Genomic DNA, 15,119 nt, shown 5'->3' with positions numbered 1-15,119 from the left:
AATTCCGATTGCTATGCGTATGTCTGATAACTTTAACCATCTTTTTTATGGGTTGCAATAACAGAATATCAGACACGGCGGATAAGAATAATATGTTGAATGACACTCTGCCCAAATACGAACTGAATGTTGCTGATTATAACGAGATAAGTTTTGACAATAAGACATATATCATTACTGAAAAGACAATCTCATATTCAGAGTTAGAGGAAGAAATCGGGCAGGTTTCTCAAAACATTACAACGGTTGAGGGAAATAAATTGCGATATGGATATGTTTATAATATTGATGAAACAACAGATATTGCGGTAAACATCAATGAGAAGTACTATATTGCAGAATTAGCAGAATGATAAGGGAGGTGCTTTGAGTTGGCACGATTGCTAGTAATTGATGATGAGAAAGCCATTCTTGACTTAGTTAAGAATGGCTTGGAAAAGGATGGACATATCGTTACTGTATGCGAAAGCGTGGCAGATGTTACAATAAATGCTTTAAAGAATTATGATTTGATTTTGCTAGATATTATGATGCCAGATGTTGACGGATTTATGTTTTGCAAAAAAATCCGAGGAATTGTAGACTGCCCTATTCTATTTCTCACAGCAAAAGTAATGGAAACAGACATTATCTACGGATTAGGAATAGGTGCTGATGATTACATTACAAAGCCTTTCCGAATAGGCGAATTACGAGCCCGTGTTACTGCCCACCTGCGTCGGGAAAGACGGGAGCATCATAATACATTAGGATTTGAACAGGAAATCAAGTTTGATTTATCTTCAAAGGAACTTTTTATTAAAGGTAAGAAAGTTGACCTAACCAAAAGCGAGTATGAAATATGTGAGTATTTAGCCAGAAATAGAGGGCAGGTATTTACAAGAGAGCAGATTTATGAAGCTGTTTTTGGATTTGACGGTAACAGCGACAATTCAACGATTGCAACACATATAAAGAATATTCGCAGCAAGTTGGCAGGATATGGTGTTACTCCGATTAACACAGTCTGGGGGGTAGGATATAGATGGGAAGGATAAAACGGACTTCATTGCAAATGATTTTCTGGAAATTTTTAATTATTCTCATATTAGGATTGCTCTTATCGGCGGCAGTTCCTTTTTTGCTCCTTGCATTTGCTTCAAGTGCAGGGTATGTGACTTATGCTAATAATGCGGAACATTCCGTACAGGAAATATCGCCGATAATTGCGGCTGCACCAGATATTACAAAGGTTGCAATCCCTTCCTATTGTGAATATCTGATACTTGATGAAGATTATAATGTTCTCTATACAAACATGGATACAACGGAGCAGGAAAAGGTGTTGGAATTTGCAAAAACTGGAGAAAACAGTGACCCTACAAGCAGGACACAATACCAATTCATACCGAGGGAAACAGAATATTGCGTACTGAAATATTATGTGGGTTCGCAATATAAAAATGACTGGATGCAGAAACATTTGCCTGCTCCCGAAATATTATTATTGCTGTTGATAGGGGTAAATTGCATAGCGGTTTGCGTTTGTCTGACAATACGATATTCCCGAAAACTGAAAATTCAGTTATCTCCGTTGATTATGGCAACAGAACAAATACAGAAGCAAAATCTTGACTTTGAGGTAGAAAGCTCTGAAATCAGTGAATACAATGCTGTATTGAACTCTATTTCAGAAATGAAGGATAGCTTAAAATTATCTTTAGAACAACAATGGAAGGCAGAGCAATCACAAAGGGAACAAATAGCCGCACTTGCTCATGATTTAAAAACACCTTTAACTGTTATCCAGGGGAATATAGATTTAATGAACGAAACGAAACTTGACGATGAGCAACGATTATATGCAGGGTATATTACGGAAAGTTCGGAACAGATACAAGTATATATAAAGACTTTGATTGATATATCCCGTACAGTCACAGGCTATCAGCTTCAAGTAGAGAAAATTGATATAGCGGATTATATGGAACAAATTGAAGCACAGGCAAGTGCGTTATGTATTACAAAGGAAATTCGCTTAAACATGGAAACAGAAACGGATATGGGATGTTTTGAAGCGGATAAATTGTTGTTGGAACGGGCAATTATGAATGTTGTCAATAATGCCTTAGAATACTCCCCGCAAAGAGGAACAATATATGTGGAAACGCAGAGGAAAGAAAACTTTCTGCAAGTTATTATAACAGACGAGGGAGCTGGTTTTACGAATGAGGATTTGCGCCATGCAAGGGAGCAGTTTTTTATGGGCGACCACAGCCGAAGCTCTAATATGCACTTTGGCATGGGGCTTTATATCACAAACAGCATTGTAAAGCAACACAACGGGGAACTTACTCTTAAAAATTCCGATAAAACAGGCGGTGCAGAGGTTACAATAAAAATTCCATACTAGGATTTAATGGGCGATGGAAAGCATCGCCCATTATTTTTGCAAATCTTTATGAAATCTTCAAAAATACCTCGTAGTATTTAAAAAGTGAACGGCTGAATTTAAAGTCCGCCAAATAAAAAAACGGCGTTTTGGTGGGCTGTATCTTCACGCCTAAATGAAAATAGTTTAACCCTCCAGACCTGTTTGAGTTTGGAGGGCGTTTTAATGTTCTTTTTTCGGGCAGTTATCTATCTGCTCATGAGCGTTTCCACCATCATCACGCTGTCTTTCCTCGTCCTGCATCCTGCTTGCCACAAAGCAGGCTGTTGTCCGGGATGAACTGGCCGATACGGAAAAGCAGTTTGCCAGCGCCAGGGAGGAAATGGACGCTCCTTTTGCCAGAGAGGAGGAGCTGGCACAGAAATCCGCGCGGCTGAAAGAACTGAATATTCTGCTCAACATGGATCAGAAAGACCGCTCTATTATGGACGATGGGCCGGAGGAAGAGATGCCGGAAAAGGTAAGAGCGCGGGAACACGCACGGTAAAAAAAGGGGCAAGCTGCAAACTTGCTCCTTTACATAGGACACACTATAATTGGCTTCTCAGGTGCGCGTCCCTGCGAAGCGTATCCTTGAGGGCCTGGGCCATGTCCGCTATCATGCGAATCTCAAATTCGTCGCAGTCCGCGAGGGTGTCCGCGATATCCTGTTCAAACTGGACACGGCATTTCACAAGGTTGTCGCACATAAGGTCGTCCATGATAACGCCCAGCGCGTTGGCGATGGCCACCATAGTCGTCAGGCTGACCCGCGTGGAGCCGGTTTCGATATTGCTCATGTAGGCCGGGGAAACGCCTGCCTTCTCCGACAGCCTCTCTTGGGTGAGGTCGGCTTTTATACGCTCGATTTTGATGCGCTTGCCGATGGCCCTATAGTCCAATTTCATGTTCTTCTCCTTTGTGCCGGAAATTCTGTCTGGACTATTGTAACCTTGGAGAAGATATATTATAATAGTCTATATCCGTATACTACGGATATAGATGGACGCACATTTGATATTTTCATCTTGACAGGGTATAGTAAGGAAAAAACTAGGAGGTTCAATATGAGCGACACATATATGGATTTGGCTGCACGGTTGGAGGATTCTTTTCCGGAGATTGAGAATGAGATCATCTTGGATTTGCGGGAGAATAACGAGGATTATATGGCCCTGCTGAATAAAATTTCTGGCATAGAGAACGAGAACGCCTTTATTGGTCAGGCGCTTAATGGAAGTGGGGAAGTCCATTTGACAGCCGAGGAACACAAGGTTCTGACCGAGTATCTTCGGCTTAGGTTCAACTTGGACGATATGGAGCGGCTGCAAATCTATTTTAGGGGGCATACGGACGCGGTAGCCTATTTGAAGAAGATAAAGGCCCTCTGAAAAAGAGTTTTGATTGACACGGAGCTTGCCAGCCGATATAATGTTTGTGGTTGTTAAAATCTGGACTGACAAGGGAATGAGAAAACTGAAATTTCACAACGTATTTTTTATAAACGGCACGGCCTACGCCGGAAAATCCACCATGGTGAAGCTGCTTGCCGAAAAGTACGATGGTATCGCTTGCGAGGAGAATTATCACGATTCCATGCTGCCCGGTTTGGACAGCCGTGAGTTTCCCTGCCTGACCTACACCCGGGACTTGCAGGACTGGCACGATTTTGTCAGGCGGACGCCGGATGAGTATGAAGCGTGGGTAAATGGTGTCTCAAAAGAGTGCGAAATTGTTGAGCTGCAAATTCTGGACAAGCTGGACGCAACGGATAAGCCAGTATTTGTGGACACCAACATCTCCCTGGAAACACTGCGGGAGGTTTCCAATTATGACCATGTGCTTATCATGCTGGCCGACCCGGAGGTTTCGGTGAAGCGCTTTTTTGAGAGGCCCGACAGGGAAAAGCAGTTCCTCTACCGGCTGATGATGGAGGAACCCGAGCCGGAGCGGGCGCTTCAAAACTTCCGGCAGTGTTTGGAGCGGATCAACTCTCCCGCTATATATGACGAGTTTCTCCACTCAGGGTTCCGGGTGATTTTGCGGGATGACAGCCGGAGTATTGAGGAAACTCTCGCTTTGGTGGAGCGGGAGTTTGGATTGCAAAGGTGATAGATTATTTGGAGGGGAATTTTCATGGCGAATAACGCACATATCCTTTTATTCCATGTGGAGCCGCTCAAGGCCACGCATATTGAGAGCCTGTGCAAAAATCTCGGCATACGCACTTCCCGGATAAAGCAGGCGGATTACTCCCAAAAGCTGGCATATCTCGCCGGAATACCCGGCTTTCCCAGGGAAGATATCGACTATGCCGGGCCGGAGTTCCCCTCTGAGATGATGGTGTTTTCCAATATGGCAGATAGACTTGACCAGTTTTTGAGCGAATACAAAAAAGCAGGCATACCGCCCATCGGGCTGAAAGCCGTCATTACCCCGCACAATATATTCTGGAGCGCCGCAGATCTGTATGAGGAACTTTACAAAGAACATCAAGCGTTCCAGAAGAAATAACCGCTTTATTTACATAGCCGGGAGGTTTCCTCGTGAAATCCCCCGGCTATTTTTATTTGAACGGAGGTGAAAAGTATGCCATATATTCCACCCGAAACCGTGTCCAAGGCCCGCGAGATGGACTTACTCACCTATCTGCGCAACTACGAGCCGGAGGAACTGGTACACTTCGGCGGCAGCACCTACTGCACCCGGGAGCATGACAGCCTGAAAATCTCCAACGGCAAGTGGTGCTGGTTCTCGCGGGGGATCGGCGGCACGTCGGCGCTGGACTATCTGATAAAAGTGAAAGATGTACCCTTTCTGGAGGCGGTGGAGAGGATAACAGGGCAGGCGGCAATTCAGCCGCCTGTTTTTGCGTCCAGAACTAAGCAGGAAAAGCCAAAGGTGCTGCTGCTCCCCAAAGCCAGTCAGAACAGTGACCGTGTAATAGATTATCTGGCTGGGCGCGGGATAGACCAGGAACTTATCAGTTTCTGTGTACAGTCAGGGCGGCTCTATGAAAGTGAACCATACCACAATGCGATTTTTATTGGACTGGATAAAGACGGTAAGGCCCGGTATGCCAATCTGCGGGGTATCGGCTCAGACTTCATCGGCGATGCCAACGGCAGCGACAAGCGGTACTCCTTTGGGATTCCTGCCGCCGTTCAGAGCGACACCCTCCACCTGTTTGAATCGGCCATCGACCTGCTATCCTTCGGTACGCTCCTAAAGATGGAGGGTATCGACTGGCGGCGAGATAACTTGTTGTCGCTGGCCGGTGTATACAAGCCGCGAAACCGGGTAGAGGATAGCACCCTGCCCGCCGCGCTGAAACAGTACCTTTCAGACAATCCCCACATTCAAAGGGTGTTCCTGCGCATGGACAATGACCCTGCCGGACGGCTGGCGGCTCATACCATTCAGACGTTACTCGCAAAGCAGTATGGCCTTGCCAGCACGACCCGGTTCCCGCCCCGGGGCAAGGACTATAACGATTATCTCTGTATCCGGCGCGGCCTCGCCATCACCAAGCGCAAAGAGAGGAGGAAAGAGCGGTGAAAACCTATGAAGTTACCATCACGGAAACGCTGCAAAAGACCGTAGAGATCGAAGCGGGCTGCCATGCCGAAGCCGAAGGTTTAGTCAGAACAGCGTGGAAAAACGGCGTTCATGTGCTGGACGCGGACGCTTTTACCGGCGTGGATATCAAGTCGGTATTGAAGCCGCGCAGCCGGGGTCATGAACGCTGACCTCATTTTTCGGTCAGTGTCCCCCATGTTCGACCCCTCGGGGCGAACGGGATGTACTATACCAGCAAGCATCGCCTTTTGGGGACAAAAGGCAGCTTGTCAGGGGAAAATCCCCTGAAACCCCTTTGGAAAGGATGGTTAAATTTGAACAGCAGGAATATCGAAATCAAGGTGCGACTCAACCGCAAAGAAGCGGAATCGCTGAATAAGCGCGTCCGCAAAAGCCGCCTGTCCCGTGAAGCATATCTGCGCCACCTTATCAATGGCAGCGTCCCCCGCGACGCTCCCCCGCCTGATTACTTCTCAATGATGAGGGAACTGTACCGGGTAGGCAATAATCTGAATCAGATCGCGCAGAAGGCCCACACGCTGAATGTGCTGGACGTGCAGCGGTACGACGCCAGTGTGCGGGAGTTTGAATCAGCGGTGAAAAAGATCACGGAGGCTGTTGTCCTGCCCCGTCCCATGGAGTAGTCCATGGCTACCACTTCTATCTGGCGTGTCAAGGGCTGGCTGCTGGCGCTGGTGTTCTATCTTCACTACGAAGCGCCGCCCGACGAGCAGAACTTCCCCATGGTCATGGAAATGCTGCGGGCAGCGGAGGTGCGCGAGGACGACGACACCTATCAATCCCCGCTGGACGAGCTGTTTGAACGGCTGGAAATGCGCGACCCGGAGCATATCGCGGTGAAATATTATAAGGACTATCACTCCGGCAGCGCTAAGACCTTGAAATCCATCCAAATCACCCTGGCGGCAAGGTTGGAGAAATTCAACCTTCGCTCGCTTGCGGCACTGACCGCCACGGATGAACTGTACTTGCCCTCCCTGGGTGAGAAAAAGGTGGCGCTGTTTGCGCTCATTCCTGATAACGACACCAGCTTCAATTTCCTTGTTTCCATCCTATACACCCAGCTATTCCAACAACTGTTCTGGCTGGCAGATTACAAGTACGGCGGTAGCCTGCCCGTGCCGGTGCATTTCCTGATGGACGAGTTCCCCAATGTTTCGCTGCCGGATGATTTTGACAAGATTTTGGCAGTCATGCGTTCGAGAAATATAAGCGTATCCATCATCTTGCAAAATATCGCTCAGCTAAAGGCACTGTTTGAAAAGCAGTGGGAATCCATCATAGGGAATTGCGACGAGTTCCTTTATTTGGGCGGCAATGAGCAGTCCACCCACAAGTATGTGTCGGAGCTGCTGGGTAAGGAAACCATCGACATGAACACCTATGGCCAGTCCAAAGGGCACTCTGGCAGCTATTCCACCAACTGGCAGATCGCGGGCCGCGAGCTGCTGGATGCCGCCGAGGTGCGTATGTTGGATAACCGCTATGCGCTGTTGTTTATCCGCGGGGAGCGGCCTATTCTTGACGAGAAGTACGACATTCTAAAGCACCCTAACGTGACGCTTTCTGCGGATGGCAGAGCAAAGCCATATGAACATGGCAAAACTGATTACGTTATTGCCAGCATATCTTTTGCCGGAAATACGAGTAAGGATTTGCCGGAAATTGCAACTGAACAAACCGATTATGAGCTTCTGTCCGATGAGGACGTGGAAGCTCTATTTTTATGAAAAACGGAGGATTTTACTATGAAGAAAATTGCTAAAAACACTCAGACCACAAAACTGCCCATGCCCGGTAAGGTAAAGAGAGGCTTCCGCTTGTACTGCTCTATGGTGCTGGCTCTGGCCGTACTGCTGGGCTGCTCCATGACGGCCTTTGCCGCTGGCGACCCTATCGCCGTGGTGAACAACCTGTCCGATTTCATCTTCGGCCTGATCCGTGCCGTGGGCTTGATTCTGCTGGGTTGGGGTATTGTGCAGGTCGGGCTTTCCTTGCAGAGCCACGACCCCAGCCAGCGCTCCAATGGCTTTCTGACTTTGGCAGGCGGCATTGTCATTACTTTTGCGAAGGAAATTCTGACCCTTATCACGGGCTAAATGGAGGGGGATCACTATGGAAAAATGCGAGTGCTATATTCACTCTTTGAAGCAGGGCGAAACCCATGTTCTCGGCGAGGCAACCATTATTAAGAAGCTGGGCAACAATGATTATCTGGCGGAATACAACGGCACAAAATGCCATGCGATGTTCAATCCCTTTGCCGGGCGATATTTTGTGGATGATGTATATGGCGTGATCCGTAATGCGCCCGACCGGGACAGTAGATAGGCAGAATATGCAGCATACGGGCGGGCCGCGCTGGACGGCTCGGCCCTATATGCGCGAAAGGAGGAAATCTTTTGTCAGATAATTGGGTCGTACAGAATCTCGAAAACGCTCTGGAAACCTGGAACAGCAAGCTGGCCGAGATTTGGCAGTTAATCACGCAGTCGCCCGAAACCTTCAAGGGCGGCACGATATGGAATGTCATTGTCAATATCCACGGCGCGGTGCAGGCCATAGGGCTGGCGCTGCTGGTGCTGTTCTTTGTGGTCGGCGTGATGAAAACCTGCGGCAGCTTTGTGGAGGTCAAAAAGCCGGAACACGCCTTAAAGCTGTTTATCCGCTTTGCTTTGGCAAAAGGGCTTATCACTTACGGATTGGAGCTGATGATGGCGCTATTCCGAATCGTCCAGGGGATGATAGACACTATTATGGGTGCTGCCGGTTTTGGGGCTGCTTCACGGACGATACTGCCGGACGAAATCGTGACTGCCGTGGAGGACTGCGGTTTCTTTGAATCCATCCCGCTATGGGCGGTGACCCTGATCGGCGGTCTGTTCATTACCGTATTGTCTTTCGTAATGATTATGACCGTCTACGGAAGGTTTTTCAAGCTATATCTTTACACCGCTATCGCGCCGGTGCCACTCTCCACGTTCGCCGGGGAGCCGTCGCAGAATGTAGGCAAGAGCTTTATTAAGAGCTATGCCGCCGTCTGTTTGGAGGGCGCGGTCATTGTCCTGGCCTGCATTATCTTCTCCCTGTTCGCGTCCGCGCCACCAGTGGTAGACCCGGACGCTGCGGCGGTTTCCATGGTGTGGAGCTATATCGGAGAACTGGTGTTTAATATGCTCGTCCTCGTGGGCGCGGTCAAGATGGCCGACCGCGTGGTGCGGGAGATGATGGGATTATAAAGAAAGGAAGTTTTTCTATGGGTTACAATCATGCAATCAGCAGCGACGACCCCCAGGCCGTCGAGAAATTGACCGCAAAACTGGAAGCCTGCCAGAAACGGCAGGAATTTATGAAGTCTGTCAACAGTTTTTACCGCAAAAACGGCACGGCCCATGGGTGCCCCGGCGTATCCGAGGAAACCGCCGAGCGGATGGACGAAGCCGTGCGCACCGGGTATTCCTGGGTAACTGCGCCGTTTCCGTCCTATGAGCTGTCCAATAACAATGCTGAAATCCGCCGCTTGAAGCAGCGGATTGAGCAGCTTTCCGCAAGCCAGGAATTAGGCTATGTGGGCTGGAAGTTTGACGGCGGTGAAGCCGTAGCGAACACGGATAACAACCGTTTGCAGCTTCTCTTTGACGAAAAGCCCACCGAGGAACAACGCACCGCCTTGAAACGCAGCGGCTTCCACTGGTCGCCCAGCGAACAGGCGTGGCAGCGCCAGCTTAATGATAACGCTATCTATGCTGCCAGCCGGTTGGACCTTGTTCGCCCGGAGAGCGGCGAAAGCCCCACCCAGCTTCAGCCGAAAGCAAAACCGTCAAAGGAACAGGAGAGGTAGGTCAATATGGAAGTCAAAATTAACCGTGAGATTCGCAACTATACAGAGAGTATGTTTTTCGGCCTGAGTATGCGGCAGTTCATTTTCTCCATTTTGGCAATCGGCGTTGCCGTGGGGCTGTACTTCTTACTCAAGCCCTATATGGGTACAGAAACCGTGTCATGGGTGTGTATTCTCGGCGCGGCCCCATTTGCCGCACTGGGTTTCATCACCTACCACGGCATGACCGCCGAGCAGTTTATTTGGGCTTGGCTGAAATCGGAGTTGCTGGAACCCCGGCAGATACGGTTTGAAGCTAACAACATTTACTACGAAGCGCTGAAAGATACTCTGACAAAGGAGGAAAATAAGTGAGCATTAAGATCATTCAATCCATGTTAAAGCAGGACAAGGAGCGTTATAGCGTCCCCCGCAAGGTGCAGGATTTCATTCCCATCCGCCGCATTTGGAGCGACGGTATTTTCATGGTGGGCAGCAAGTTTTCCAAGGCATACCAGTTTACGGACATCAACTATCAGGTGGCCAGCCGGGAGGACAAGGAATCCATGTTCCTATCCTATTCTGAGCTGCTGAACAGCCTGGATTCTGGTGCAACTGCCAAGCTCACCATCAATAACCGCAGGCTGAACAAGGCCAATTTTGAGCAGTCCATTCTTATGCCCATGCGCGGCGACGAGCGGGACGTTTACCGCAAGGAGTACAATCAAATGCTGCTGGACAAGGCCACCGGCGCAAACGGTATCATGCAGGAGAAATATATCATTATTACCGTTGCCAAAAAGGATATCGAGGAGGCCCGCACCTACTTTTCCCGCGTAGGCGCTGACCTGATTTCCCACTTTGCGGCCCTCGGCTCCAAGTGCGTGGAGATGAATGCCACAGAGCGGCTGCGCGTTCTCCACGACTTCTACCGCGCCGGGGAAGAAGCGGCTTTCCACTTTGACGCGCATGACATGATGAAGAAAGGCCACGACTACCGCGATTATATCTGCCCGGATTCTATCGAAAAGAACAGCGATCACTTGAAACTCGGCGAGAAGTTTTGCCGGGTTATTTTTCTGAAAGATTACGCCAGTTATATCAAGGATATCATGGTGACGGAACTGACCGATTTTAACCGCAACATGATGCTGTCCATTGACGTTCTGCCCATTCCCACTGATGAAGCCGTGCGCGAGGTGGAGAACCGTCTGCTGGGTGTGGAAACCAACATCACCAACTGGCAGCGCAGGCAGAACGCCAACAACAACTTTTCCGCCGTTGTACCTTATGACATGGAACTCCAGCGCAAGGAAGCCAAGGAATTCCTGGACGACCTGACTACCCGCGACCAGCGTATGATGTTCGCAGTGATTACCATGGTGCTGACCGCCGACACCAAGGAGCAGCTCGACAGCGATACCGAAGCTGTCCTTGCCGTAGCCCGCAAGCATATGTGCCAACTCGCGGCACTGAAATTCCAGCAGCTTGATGGGCTGAATACGGTGCTGCCCATTGGGACAAGAAAAATCAACGCCTTCCGCACTTTGACCACCGAGAGCCTTGCGGTTTTCATGCCCTTTAAGGTGCAGGAGATTCAGGACAAAGGCGGCATTTATTTTGGGGAAAATGCGATTTCACACAATCTTATCATGTGCAACAAGGAAAATCTGCTGAACCAGTCGGCGTTTCTGCTGGGCGTACCCGGTTCTGGTAAGTCTTTCTCCGCAAAGGAACATATCACTTTCCTCATTCTGAATACCGAAGATGACATTCTCATTTGCGACCCCGAAGGCGAATTTGCCCCGCTGGTGCAGGCCATGGGGCCGGAAACCGGGAGCGTAATCCGTGTGGCGGCAGGAGGCAAAGACCGGCTCAATGCCATGTATATGGTGGACGGTTACGGCGAGAACAACCCCATTGTGGAGAAATCACAGTTTATCATGTCGTTGATTGAACAGATAGACAAGAATGGCGTTGGCCCGCAGCACAAGTCCATTATTGACCGCTGCACCGCCGCTGTGTATCAGGAGGCCGCGCGTAACGGCACGGTTCCCACTCTCTGCACTTTGCGGGAAATGCTGCTCAAACAGCCGGAGGAAAAAGCCAAGGAGATCGCACTGTCTTTGGAACTGTTCACCACAGGTTCCTTGGATGTGTTCGGCCACGCAAGCACCGTAGACTTGGACAAGCGGGTGTTGGTCTTTGATATCCACGACCTGGGGACGCAGCTCAAGCCCACGGGCCTGCTGGTCATTACTGATACCATTCTCAACCGCGTTACGCTGAACTGGAAGAAAGGCAAGCGCACTCATGTTTTTATAGATGAATTTCACGTTGTATTCGAGAACGAGTATAGCGGCGCTTTCTTTAACTCCGCATGGCGGCAATTCCGCAAGCGCAACGCATATCCCACAGCCATCACGCAAAACGTGGAATATCTGCTGGATTCTGTGCAGGCCAGCACCATGCTTTCTAACTCGGAGTTTATTGTCATGCTGAATCGGGCTGCAAGCGACCGGGAAAAGCTGGCACGGCTGCTGAATATTTTCGGCGAGCAGATGAGCTATATCACCAACGCCGATGCCGGGTGCGGGCTTATCAAGTACGGCTCGGCGCTGGTGCCGTTTGTCAACCGTTTTCCGAAAGATACAAAGCTATATCAGCTTATGACCACGAAGCCCGGTGAAGGCGTTTTTGGAGGTGAAAGTCGTGAGTGAAAAGCAGAAAATTATGATTGCAGGGGCGGCGCTTTTTGCCGCTCTTTTGCTTTTCTCGGGCGTTATGCTTTGCCGCGAAATAAAGGACAGTCAGCAGAGTGCGCAGGCGTTTGAAACTTTGGCGAAACTTGTGGTAGATAAACCCAAACTGGATATTCAGCTGGACGGTGAGGCTTCTCGACCAGAGGATAAGCCTTCTGCTGACGAGCCCGCGCCGGAAATCACTGCCGCCGAAAAATATGCGGCTATCCATGAGAAGAATAATGATTTTGTGGGCTGGCTCCGCATTGAGGACACGAACATCAATTACCCGGTCATGCAGTCCACTGACAACCCGAATTTTTATTTGAAACACAACTTTGATAAAGAGTATAGCAACTACGGCGTTCCCTATGTGCAGGAAAATTGCGAGTTGGGCGTTTCTGATAACACTATTATTTACGGACACCACATGGACGACGGCTCCATGTTCGCTGACCTGTGCAAGTATGAGAGCGAAGATTTTTACCGGGAGCATAAGACGATTCAGTTTGACACCATGGACGGTTTCGGCAAGTATGAGGTTGTCGCAGTTTTCAAGACGGTGGCTTATTCCAACGAGGGTTTCCCGTATTTCCTCTTTGTCAAGGCTGATAAGCCCGAAGATTTTGACGATTTTATAGCCAAGTGCAAAGAGCTTGCTTTATACGACACTGGCGTTACCGCCGAATACGGTGACAAGCTGATTACGCTCTCCACCTGCGAATATAGCCGCGATAATGGCCGGATGGTAATTGTAGCAAAGAAAACCGAATCGGCCCCGGAGGTGGGCGGCGATGCCTGACATCAAGACGCGGAACGTGGTGAAAGGCAAGGTCAAGGCCATTGACAAGTCCGCCACCGCCGCCCAGCGCATGAAGGACGCTTATATCCGCACAAAACGCAAGGCTGAAAATAGCGTTTGTTCTGCGGAGGATTCACCAAGCGAGTACGCAGCCGACCGTGTTTCAGAGGGTACAGGAACTGTGCTGCATGAAACATACCACCAGCTTCATCGGCAAGGACAAAAGGCGGTTAGCTCTGCCAAGGAGGATATCTCCAAAGCAAAATCACATTTTCATCGTGAGCGTATAACTGACCCGCTGAAAAAGGAAATAAACGTCCGCTCCTACCGCTCCTCAAAAGGAACTGTCAAGACCGTAGGCCATAGCAGGAAAGCCGCTAAGTCGGCGCGACGGTCAGTAAAAACAGCAGAGAAAACTGCCAAGACCACCATCAAAACCAGCCAACAGGCTGCAAAAGCTGCTCAGCGCACCGCCCAGACTGCGGCAAGAGCATCCCACCGGGCGGCACAGGCCGCTCGCGTTGCTGCGAAAGCTACTGTCACCGCGCTAAAAGCGGCAGTCAGGGCTACTGTTTCGGCAGTCAAGGCCATAATCGCCGCAACAAAGGCTTTAATTAGCGCCCTGATTGCTGGTGGCTGGGTGGCTGTTGTGGCGATCATCGTCATTTGCTTGATCGGCCTGCTGGTCGGTTCCTGCTTCGGGATATTTTTCTCCGGCGAGGACACCGGCACCGGGCAGACTATGCGGACAGCGGTGCAGGAAATCAATCAGGACTATGAAGCCCGGTTGGACACAATCAAATCCAGCACCCGGCATGATGTGCTGGAGATGTCCGGCTCCCGCGCTGTGTGGCCGGAGGTGCTTGCCGTGTATGCGGTCAAGACCACCACCGACCCGGACAATGCCCAGGAGGTAGCCTCCATGGATGATTCCAAGAAGGAGCTCCTAAAGGATATCTTTTGGCAGATGAACGAGATATCGTCCCGCGTGGAAACGTCCACAGATACGGTGGTGACTGAAACGGACGATGGGAACGGCCATATTGTTCAGACCACGACTACCACTAACAGGACAACGCTCTATATCCACATCAGCCACAAGACCGCCGATGAAATGGCAGATTATTTCCGTTTCAATGCTGACCAGCGCAAGCAGCTTGCCGAATTGTTGGCAGAGGGCAACCGCAGTATGTGGAGCGCTGTGCTTTATGGTATCGGCACCGGCGATGGCGAAATTGTTACGGTAGCGCTCTCCCAGCTTGGCAATGTGGGTGGTCAACCGTACTGGTCGTGGTACGGCTTCGGCTCCCGCGTGGAGTGGTGCGCCTGCTTTGTCAGTTGGTGTGCTAATGAGTGCGGGTATATCGACGCCGGTGTTATTCCCAAGTTTGCCGGGTGTGGCACCGGTGTCCAGTGGTTCAAGGATAGGGGCTTGTGGCAGGACAGAAACCATGAACCTCGGCCTGGGGATATCATCTTCTTTGACTGGAACGATGAAAATGGACAGGACGGTGATTCCGACCATGTGGGGATCGTGGAGAAAGTCGAGAACGGTGTCGTATACACTGTTGAGGGTAATTCCGGCGATATGTGCCAGGAGAACCGATACACCATAGGGTATTATGAGATTCTCGGATTTGGGACGCCAGCCTACTAGCCAGACAGCCGCCATGAGGCGGCTGCTACATACTTGCTTTTTTGCAGTTGAATCCCTGCCCCTTGTATGTTATAATTGATTTGTAAAGC

At 49.8% G+C, this 15,119-nt stretch carries 19 protein-coding genes and 1 pseudogene; 19 read left to right on the top strand and 1 reads right to left on the bottom strand.

Annotated elements, in window-relative coordinates:
- Positions 1 to 92 precede the first annotated feature (92 nt).
- From ADH66_RS14690 to ADH66_RS20165, 4 genes are all read left to right on the top strand, one after another.
- Positions 93 to 353: a NisI/SpaI family lantibiotic immunity lipoprotein gene (locus ADH66_RS14690; RefSeq protein ID WP_207652996.1), complete on the top strand. Its 261-nt coding sequence runs from the start codon at positions 93 to 95 to the stop codon at positions 351 to 353.
- A gap of 18 nt (positions 354 to 371) precedes the next feature.
- Positions 372 to 1,037: a response regulator transcription factor gene (locus ADH66_RS14685; protein ID WP_066539232.1), complete on the top strand. Its 666-nt coding sequence runs from the start codon at positions 372 to 374 to the stop codon at positions 1,035 to 1,037.
- On the top strand, positions 1,025 to 2,392 hold the full coding sequence (locus ADH66_RS14680; protein ID WP_066539234.1) for a sensor histidine kinase: 1,368 nt from the start codon (positions 1,025 to 1,027) through the stop codon (positions 2,390 to 2,392). The genes ADH66_RS14685 and ADH66_RS14680 overlap by 13 nt, the downstream gene beginning before the upstream one ends.
- Positions 2,393 to 2,753: 361 nt before the next feature.
- The gene (locus tag ADH66_RS20165; RefSeq protein ID WP_157130672.1) at positions 2,754 to 2,918 is read left to right on the top strand and encodes a hypothetical protein; all 165 of its coding nucleotides are present in this window, start codon (positions 2,754 to 2,756) and stop codon (positions 2,916 to 2,918) included.
- A gap of 43 nt (positions 2,919 to 2,961) precedes the next feature.
- On the opposite strand, the gene ADH66_RS14675 is transcribed toward ADH66_RS20165, so the two are convergent.
- Positions 2,962 to 3,318 carry a helix-turn-helix domain-containing protein gene (locus ADH66_RS14675; protein ID WP_066539236.1) on the bottom strand — a complete coding sequence of 119 codons (357 nt, stop codon included), beginning with the start codon at positions 3,316 to 3,318 and terminating at the stop codon, positions 2,962 to 2,964.
- 159 nt (positions 3,319 to 3,477) lie between these two features.
- On the opposite strand from ADH66_RS14675, the gene ADH66_RS14670 reads away from it, so the two are divergent.
- The 15 genes and pseudogenes from ADH66_RS14670 to ADH66_RS14600 all read left to right on the top strand — a co-directional run bounded on the left by ADH66_RS14670 (position 3,478) and on the right by ADH66_RS14600 (position 15,030).
- Complete coding sequence (locus tag ADH66_RS14670) at positions 3,478 to 3,801, top strand: DUF6664 family protein (RefSeq protein WP_066539238.1); 324 nt, start codon at positions 3,478 to 3,480, stop codon at positions 3,799 to 3,801.
- A 76-nt stretch (positions 3,802 to 3,877) separates the two neighbouring features.
- Complete coding sequence (locus ADH66_RS14665) at positions 3,878 to 4,522, top strand: hypothetical protein (RefSeq protein ID WP_066541905.1); 645 nt, start codon at positions 3,878 to 3,880, stop codon at positions 4,520 to 4,522.
- A gap of 24 nt (positions 4,523 to 4,546) precedes the next feature.
- Positions 4,547 to 4,924, top strand: a complete 378-nt coding sequence (locus ADH66_RS14660) for a DUF3783 domain-containing protein (RefSeq protein ID WP_066539240.1) — start codon at positions 4,547 to 4,549, stop codon at positions 4,922 to 4,924.
- Positions 4,925 to 4,999: 75 nt separating this feature from the next.
- Positions 5,000 to 5,968, top strand: a complete 969-nt coding sequence (locus ADH66_RS14655; RefSeq protein WP_066539242.1) for a DUF3991 and TOPRIM domain-containing protein — start codon at positions 5,000 to 5,002, stop codon at positions 5,966 to 5,968.
- Positions 5,965 to 6,159 (top strand): DpnD/PcfM family protein, encoded by a 195-nt coding sequence (locus ADH66_RS14650; protein WP_066539244.1) that lies wholly within the window; start codon positions 5,965 to 5,967, stop codon positions 6,157 to 6,159. The genes ADH66_RS14655 and ADH66_RS14650 overlap by 4 nt, the downstream gene beginning before the upstream one ends.
- 144 nt (positions 6,160 to 6,303) lie before the next feature.
- Positions 6,304 to 6,633 carry a plasmid mobilization protein gene (locus ADH66_RS14645; RefSeq protein WP_066539246.1) on the top strand — a complete coding sequence of 110 codons (330 nt, stop codon included), beginning with the start codon at positions 6,304 to 6,306 and terminating at the stop codon, positions 6,631 to 6,633.
- 39 nt (positions 6,634 to 6,672) lie between these two features.
- A pseudogene (locus ADH66_RS14640) lies at positions 6,673 to 7,740 on the top strand (VirD4-like conjugal transfer protein, CD1115 family); the annotation flags it as partial.
- 18 nt (positions 7,741 to 7,758) lie between these two features.
- Positions 7,759 to 8,109, top strand: coding sequence for a glutamyl-tRNA amidotransferase (locus ADH66_RS14635; RefSeq protein WP_066539248.1), 351 nt, complete (start codon positions 7,759 to 7,761; stop codon positions 8,107 to 8,109).
- 16 nt (positions 8,110 to 8,125) lie between these two features.
- Positions 8,126 to 8,341 (top strand): hypothetical protein, encoded by a 216-nt coding sequence (locus ADH66_RS14630; RefSeq protein ID WP_066539249.1) that lies wholly within the window; start codon positions 8,126 to 8,128, stop codon positions 8,339 to 8,341.
- Positions 8,342 to 8,412: 71 nt separating this feature from the next.
- Complete coding sequence (locus tag ADH66_RS14625) at positions 8,413 to 9,249, top strand: hypothetical protein (RefSeq protein WP_066539251.1); 837 nt, start codon at positions 8,413 to 8,415, stop codon at positions 9,247 to 9,249.
- Between the two features lie 17 nt (positions 9,250 to 9,266).
- On the top strand, positions 9,267 to 9,851 hold the full coding sequence (locus ADH66_RS14620) for a hypothetical protein (protein ID WP_066539253.1): 585 nt from the start codon (positions 9,267 to 9,269) through the stop codon (positions 9,849 to 9,851).
- A 6-nt stretch (positions 9,852 to 9,857) separates the two neighbouring features.
- On the top strand, positions 9,858 to 10,205 hold the full coding sequence (locus ADH66_RS14615) for a PrgI family protein (RefSeq protein WP_066539254.1): 348 nt from the start codon (positions 9,858 to 9,860) through the stop codon (positions 10,203 to 10,205).
- Positions 10,206 to 10,225: 20 nt separating this feature from the next.
- A complete protein-coding gene (locus tag ADH66_RS14610) occupies positions 10,226 to 12,550 on the top strand; it encodes a VirB4-like conjugal transfer ATPase, CD1110 family (RefSeq protein ID WP_066541907.1) in 2,325 nt (774 codons plus the stop codon).
- Positions 12,543 to 13,373 carry a class B sortase gene (srtB, locus tag ADH66_RS14605; RefSeq protein WP_236757062.1) on the top strand — a complete coding sequence of 277 codons (831 nt, stop codon included), beginning with the start codon at positions 12,543 to 12,545 and terminating at the stop codon, positions 13,371 to 13,373. The genes ADH66_RS14610 and srtB overlap by 8 nt, the downstream gene beginning before the upstream one ends.
- Positions 13,366 to 15,030, top strand: coding sequence for a CHAP domain-containing protein (locus tag ADH66_RS14600; protein WP_066539255.1), 1,665 nt, complete (start codon positions 13,366 to 13,368; stop codon positions 15,028 to 15,030). Before srtB ends, ADH66_RS14600 begins: the two co-directional genes overlap by 8 nt.
- Positions 15,031 to 15,119 lie beyond the last annotated feature (89 nt).

This window comes from Acutalibacter muris (assembly GCF_002201475.1).
GTDB lineage: Bacteria > Bacillota > Clostridia > Oscillospirales > Acutalibacteraceae > Acutalibacter > Acutalibacter muris.
This window is presented reverse-complemented; position numbering and strand designations above follow the sequence as displayed.